The sequence below is a fragment of the Frankia sp. CeCAU1 genome, assembly GCF_977971845.1.
On sequence record NZ_CDWWXA010000002.1, the window covers coordinates 29,597 to 34,574 of the forward strand.

4 protein-coding genes are annotated in these 4,978 nt (G+C 70.1%); all 4 read right to left on the bottom strand.

Annotated features, from left to right (window positions below; all coding sequences use genetic code 11):
* Positions 1-103: 103 nt before the first annotated feature.
* Positions 104-826 (bottom strand): uracil-DNA glycosylase, encoded by a 723-nt coding sequence (locus AC08OO_RS00670; protein ID WP_023840414.1) that lies wholly within the window; start codon positions 824-826, stop codon positions 104-106.
* Between the two features lie 39 nt (positions 827-865).
* Positions 866-1,897 (bottom strand): alcohol dehydrogenase catalytic domain-containing protein, encoded by a 1,032-nt coding sequence (locus AC08OO_RS00675; protein ID WP_476618144.1) that lies wholly within the window; start codon positions 1,895-1,897, stop codon positions 866-868.
* A 79-nt stretch (positions 1,898-1,976) separates the two neighbouring features.
* A complete protein-coding gene (locus AC08OO_RS00680) occupies positions 1,977-2,612 on the bottom strand; it encodes a Uma2 family endonuclease (protein WP_035733244.1) in 636 nt (211 codons plus the stop codon).
* A 977-nt stretch (positions 2,613-3,589) separates the two neighbouring features.
* A partial coding sequence (locus tag AC08OO_RS00685; protein ID WP_476618145.1) for an ATP-binding protein occupies positions 3,590-4,978 on the bottom strand: 1,389 nt, incomplete at its 5' end.

Below are 4,978 nucleotides of genomic sequence, written 5' to 3' on the forward strand. Positions count from 1 at the left end.
ACCCCCGCCGGTGCCCCCGCGCAACGCTGACCGGCACCCTCCCGGACCGCAGCCCGCGGGGCAGGGCATCTCACGTCTGCCGGGGCGCCGGTGTCGGCCACGGTCAGGCGCCGTGTCCCGGAGCTTCCGGGCCGAGCGGCGGGCGGGTCACGGGAGGCTCCAGTCGACCGGCTCGGCACCCTGGCGGCGCGGGAGGTCGTTGGCCCGGCTGAACGGCCGGGACCCGAAGAAGCCCCGGTCGGCCGACCGCGGTGACGGGTGGGCGGACTCGATGGTCGCGGCACCGTCCAGGAACGGCCGCAGGCTGCGGGCCTCGGCACCCCACAGGATCGCGACCAGCGGCCTGCCCCGCCCGGCCAGCGCCCGGATGGCCTGTTCGGTGACCGGCTCCCAGCCTTTGCCCCGGTGCGAGCCCGGGCTGGCGCGGCGCCGTCGTCAGCGCCCGGTTCAGCAGCAGCACCCCCTGGCGCGTCCAGCCGGTCAGGTCGCCGGTCGAGGGCCTCGGCACGCCGACGTCCGCGCACAGCTCCTGGAAGATGTTCAGCAGACTGCCCGGCAGCCGGCGCACCTCGGGTGCCACCGCAAAGCTGTAGCCGATGGCCATTCCCGGGGTCGGGTAGGGATCCTGTCCGACGATCAGCACCCGCACGTCGTCGAACGGCTGCTGGAAGGCCCGCAGGACATGCGGGCCGGCCGGCAGGTAGCCGCGCCCGGCGGCGATCTCCGCCCGCAGGAAGTCGCCCATGGCGCTGATCTGCCCCGCCACCGGTTCGAGGGCATGCGCCCAGCCTGGCTCGACAAGGTCCCGCAGTGGTTGCGCCGGCATGGCCGGCCATGCCTACTGCGCACCACCGACCGCCCCTGCCTACGCCCCACCGCGGCCGAACTTCCAGCCGGGAATGTCGCCGATGGCCGATGGCCGATGGCGTGGTGGCGTGGTGGCCGGTGGCGTGGTGGCCGATGAGGCGGCGGGTGTCCCGTGCTGTCCCGGGGCCCGGGGAGGCCCGCTGCGCCGTCGGCCGGGTGGCGCCGTCGGGCGTGGTGGCGCTCGGCGGTGCCGGCTGTCCCCGTGGGGGCCGGGTCCGCGGGGGCCGGGTCGCAGAGGCCGGGTCGCAGAGGCCGGGTCCTCGACGTGGGCGCGTTTCCCGCCGCCGGCCGTCAGGCCGGTTTCGACGCGACACCCTCGTAGGCGAAGCCGACCAGGGCAGTTCCGGCCATCGGGTATGTCCTGGCCGACTCCAGGGTCAGCCCGGACCGCCCAGCGCACCTTCGCCACCCAGCCGGGCGTCGTGTAGTCGACGACGGCATCGGCCCCGAACTCGACCGCGACGTCCGCCTTCGCGGGACTGCCCACGGCAGCAATCACGGTCGCGGCCCCGGCAGCCTTGGCCCGCTGCACCAGAAGCGAGCCGATCCTGCCCGCCGCCGCAGTGATCAGAGCGGACTCGTCGGGCCGGACCTGGATGGCCGACACCAGGCCGACGGCGATGGCGCCGGCCTGGAACACCGCCACAGCGGACCCGAGGGTGAGCCCCTCGGGCACCTCGTAGACGCTGTCGGCCTCGGCCAGGGCCAGCTCCGCGTACCCGCCGGTCATCCCAGCCGTGCTCGCCACCACCCGCTTGCCGGTCAGCGACGAATCGACGTCCGGTCCGACGGCGGCGACCCGGCCGCCAACCTCCAGGCCCGGGATGTACGGCTTCGGAAACGGATACCGGCCGGACCGCACGATGACGTCGCCGTAGCCGACCCCGGCCACCTCGACAGCGACCAGCACCTCGCCGACCGACGGCTTGGGATCCTCGATTTCCTCGACCCGCGGGACCCCCGGCGGGCCGAACTCCCGCACCCCCGGGACGAGTGAAGCGATGGCGCCACGCTGATCCGCGACATCCAACCGTGCCAAGATCGTCTCGCACGGCTTGTAACAAATGACTGGGAGGGCCAAAATTGGTCCTGTCGACCTGTCGGGACGCTCAGAAAGCCAGGTCATCCCAGGTGATGGTGATCGGGATGGGGTTGGTGATTTCCGGTGGTCCGCCGGCCTCGTCTTTCATGAGGGTGCCGAGGTGTTTGTAGAGCATGCTGGCGCGGTCGAGGGCGTAGCGTTCGATGCTGGTGACGCCGTCGTTGTCGAGTCGGATGATCCAGTAGTGCTGGATGCCGGCGCGGGCGTATTCGCCGAGCTTGTCGGTGGTGTCCTGGGTCTCTGAGCCGGGCGAGACGATCTCGATGACGAGCAGGGCGTGTTCGGCGCGGAGCCGTTCGCCGCGGTCACGATCGAGGCAGCGGTAAAGGATGACGTCGGGCCGGCGGTTGAGCAGGGGGATGTCGCGGAGCCGCAGGTCGACGTCGTTGTTGACCGTCAGGCAGCCGTACCGGCCTGACTTCACGGCGTTCCGGGCGTGCCGCTCCAGCAGGTTGGCGAGCCGCCGTCCCGCGGTCTGGTGGTCCGGGGCGGGAGCCTCACAGAAGATGATGTAACCGTCGACGATCTCGATCGACCGGGCGATCTCCTCCGACAGCGCCTCGTACTCGGCTGCCGTCACGCGCGCGGGCTGCGGGCGCAGGTCGCGCAGCCAGCTGTCCTCTGGCAAGGCCGTCGTCACCATCGCCTCCCGGGCGGATGAGTCGTCACGCGTCCAAGACGTCGGTGGGACGCGACCATCCGATCCCAGCGTAGATCCTGGGCTCGCGTGGACGCGCATCGCAAGGCAACGCGACCGTGTCGAAGCCGCAGCCGCCGTCGGGGCGCCCCTCCGCGGCAGGGCCGTGCCCCGGACCGGCCACGGCCGCGCCGGTCTGTGACCACCGCTGGGTGGTGTGATCTCCTCGACAGGATTGCAACCAGACGGATCTCTGTACAGAGGAGTATTCGACGTTCACGGTCGCGCGTGACGTGCGTCGATGCAGCTCAGCACACCGCATAGCCGGATAGTCCTCATAATCCTCCGGTCGTGGGTTCGAGCCCCACCAATTTTTTGATCATTCCTCCGACCTGGGTGGATGCGGTTTACGATCTATCCCTTTGAGATCCAGGGCTGTGGAACGATCCTGGTCAGGACCTCGACAGGTGGTCCGAGCCCCGCCTGGACGACCAAACCCGCAGGTAGATGCCCAGATCTAGGGCCGCCGGGGCTTCTGTCGAGCAAGGTCATCCCGCGCCGCCGCGCCCGCACTCGAGACCGGGAAGTGGATCCCTCCGTCAAGGTCACCCGCCGTCCAAGGTCGGCGCGGGGATCACGGAGCGTGCCCGTGCAGGGTCGTCAGATGCCTGCGGCAGGCCATGAACCCACTCATCCTCTGATGACTCTGCGTGTACATCGGCGTCCACGAGTTCCGTCGCTGTGGCTCGACTGATCGCGCGGCCACACCACGCGGAGTGCAGGCCGTTTCGCCCCATGCGTGGCTTTCGGGGCACATCAAAGGACCACGCATGGGGCGCCGATGCTTCTCACCGTGACCAGCGGCGGTGACGTGATTCATCTGGCTCGCGCGGTGGACTCGGCGTCATCTGGCCGGGTGGAACATGGGGATGGGCCAGGCATGGTCCAGGGCGTGTAGTGGTTGGCGGGTAAGGATCGATCGGCTATGAGTCCGTCCGCTGGTAGGTGGTGGCCCTGCCTCTGCCGCCGAGTTGAAGGATCAGCCCGCGGCCGCGCAGGTTTCGCAGGGCCTTGCGGATGTTCGGAGCGGACAGCCCGAGCTCTTCGGCGAGGTCGCTGACTGTTCGTCCCTGACGGGTCAGGGCCTGGTAGACGCGACGCTCCGTGGCGCCCAGCGGGGGCTCGGCGGTTGCCACGGGCGTGGCGGTCGCGAACTGGTGGAGGATGACGGTGAACCGGATGCCGCTGTCCAGGTAGTGGGCTGACGGCAGGCCACAGTCGGCGAGAGCCTCGGTGACGGTGGGAATCCCGCTGGCGAGGGCTTCGATAACCCGAGTTCCGGTCTGCGCAGAGCGGACGTGCTGGCAGATCGCGACCAGTCTGGCGTTGCGGGCGGAGGTCACCGCGTCGCGTCCGAGCCGGTCGACGGTGATGCCGTACAGGCCGCCGGGGTTGGTCACTACCAGGCGGTCCCGCAGAAGCCGCACTTCGACGGCCAGCCCGGCGGACCAGTGATCGAGGTCGCGGTGGATCAGCGCGTTGGCGACCAGTTCACGGAAGGCGACGAGTGGGTAGATCGGACGGTCACGAACGCTGCCGTCCATCTCGGCGACGATGGCGGTGTCGAAGGTACGTCGGGCCCAGAGCAGCGCCGCGTCGAGCATCCGCGGGACCGGTCCGCTGATGGTGACCTGGTTGCGGGCCCGCGTTGCGGTGGAGCCGGTGGGCAAGGGCTGCGTGGCGGCTTGGATGACGTAGCGAGGGAACCACTGTTGGGGATGGATCCCGAGAGCGAGCAGTCCCGCGACGGTCGGCTGCCCGCCATCCATCGTGACCCCAGCCCGGCGTAGGAGCTCGGTGTCGTCGGGAAAACGGCCGAGCCCGGCCGGGTCGCGTTCGCGGACAGCGAGTAGAAAAGCATCGACGAGTTCGGTGTCCAGCTCGTCGATGGTGGCGTCCTCGACAGGTGAACGGTCGAACAGCGGTGGCTGGCGAGCGGCCAGGAACCCCTGTTCCTCCACGTCAGACAGGGCGTAGTCGCCGTCGTAGCCACGTAGGTACGCCCTGCCGGTCGCGGTGACGCGACAGGGCTTGGTCGACCGGTCGTACTCGTGGACCTGCGCAACCACGACTGCGGCCCCGTCAACCTCCCCGTCTTCGATCGTGAGACGGACCGGCGGTGTGAATGCCCGGGCCCTGGCAGCCAGGCCCTGCTTGAGTACCTGCGGGTCGCTGAGCTCGACGGGGCGGAACCCGGCCCGCTCGTCGAGTCCCAGGATGATGGTCCCGCCCCCGGGCTGATTCGCCAGCGCGCTCAGCGTAGAGGTCAACGAGGCGGGTAACCCGCCGGCGGCAGACTTGACCTCCACCTC

Bases quoted from the DNA above. Each gene is read 5' to 3' on its own strand.
- AC08OO_RS00680 (WP_035733244.1), bottom strand. From the start codon at position 2,612: ATGGTGACGACGGCCTTGCCAGAGGACAGCTGGCTGCGCGACCTGCGC.
- AC08OO_RS00670 (WP_023840414.1), bottom strand. From the start codon at position 826: ATGCCGGCGCAACCACTGCGGGACCTTGTCGAGCCAGGCTGGGCGCAT.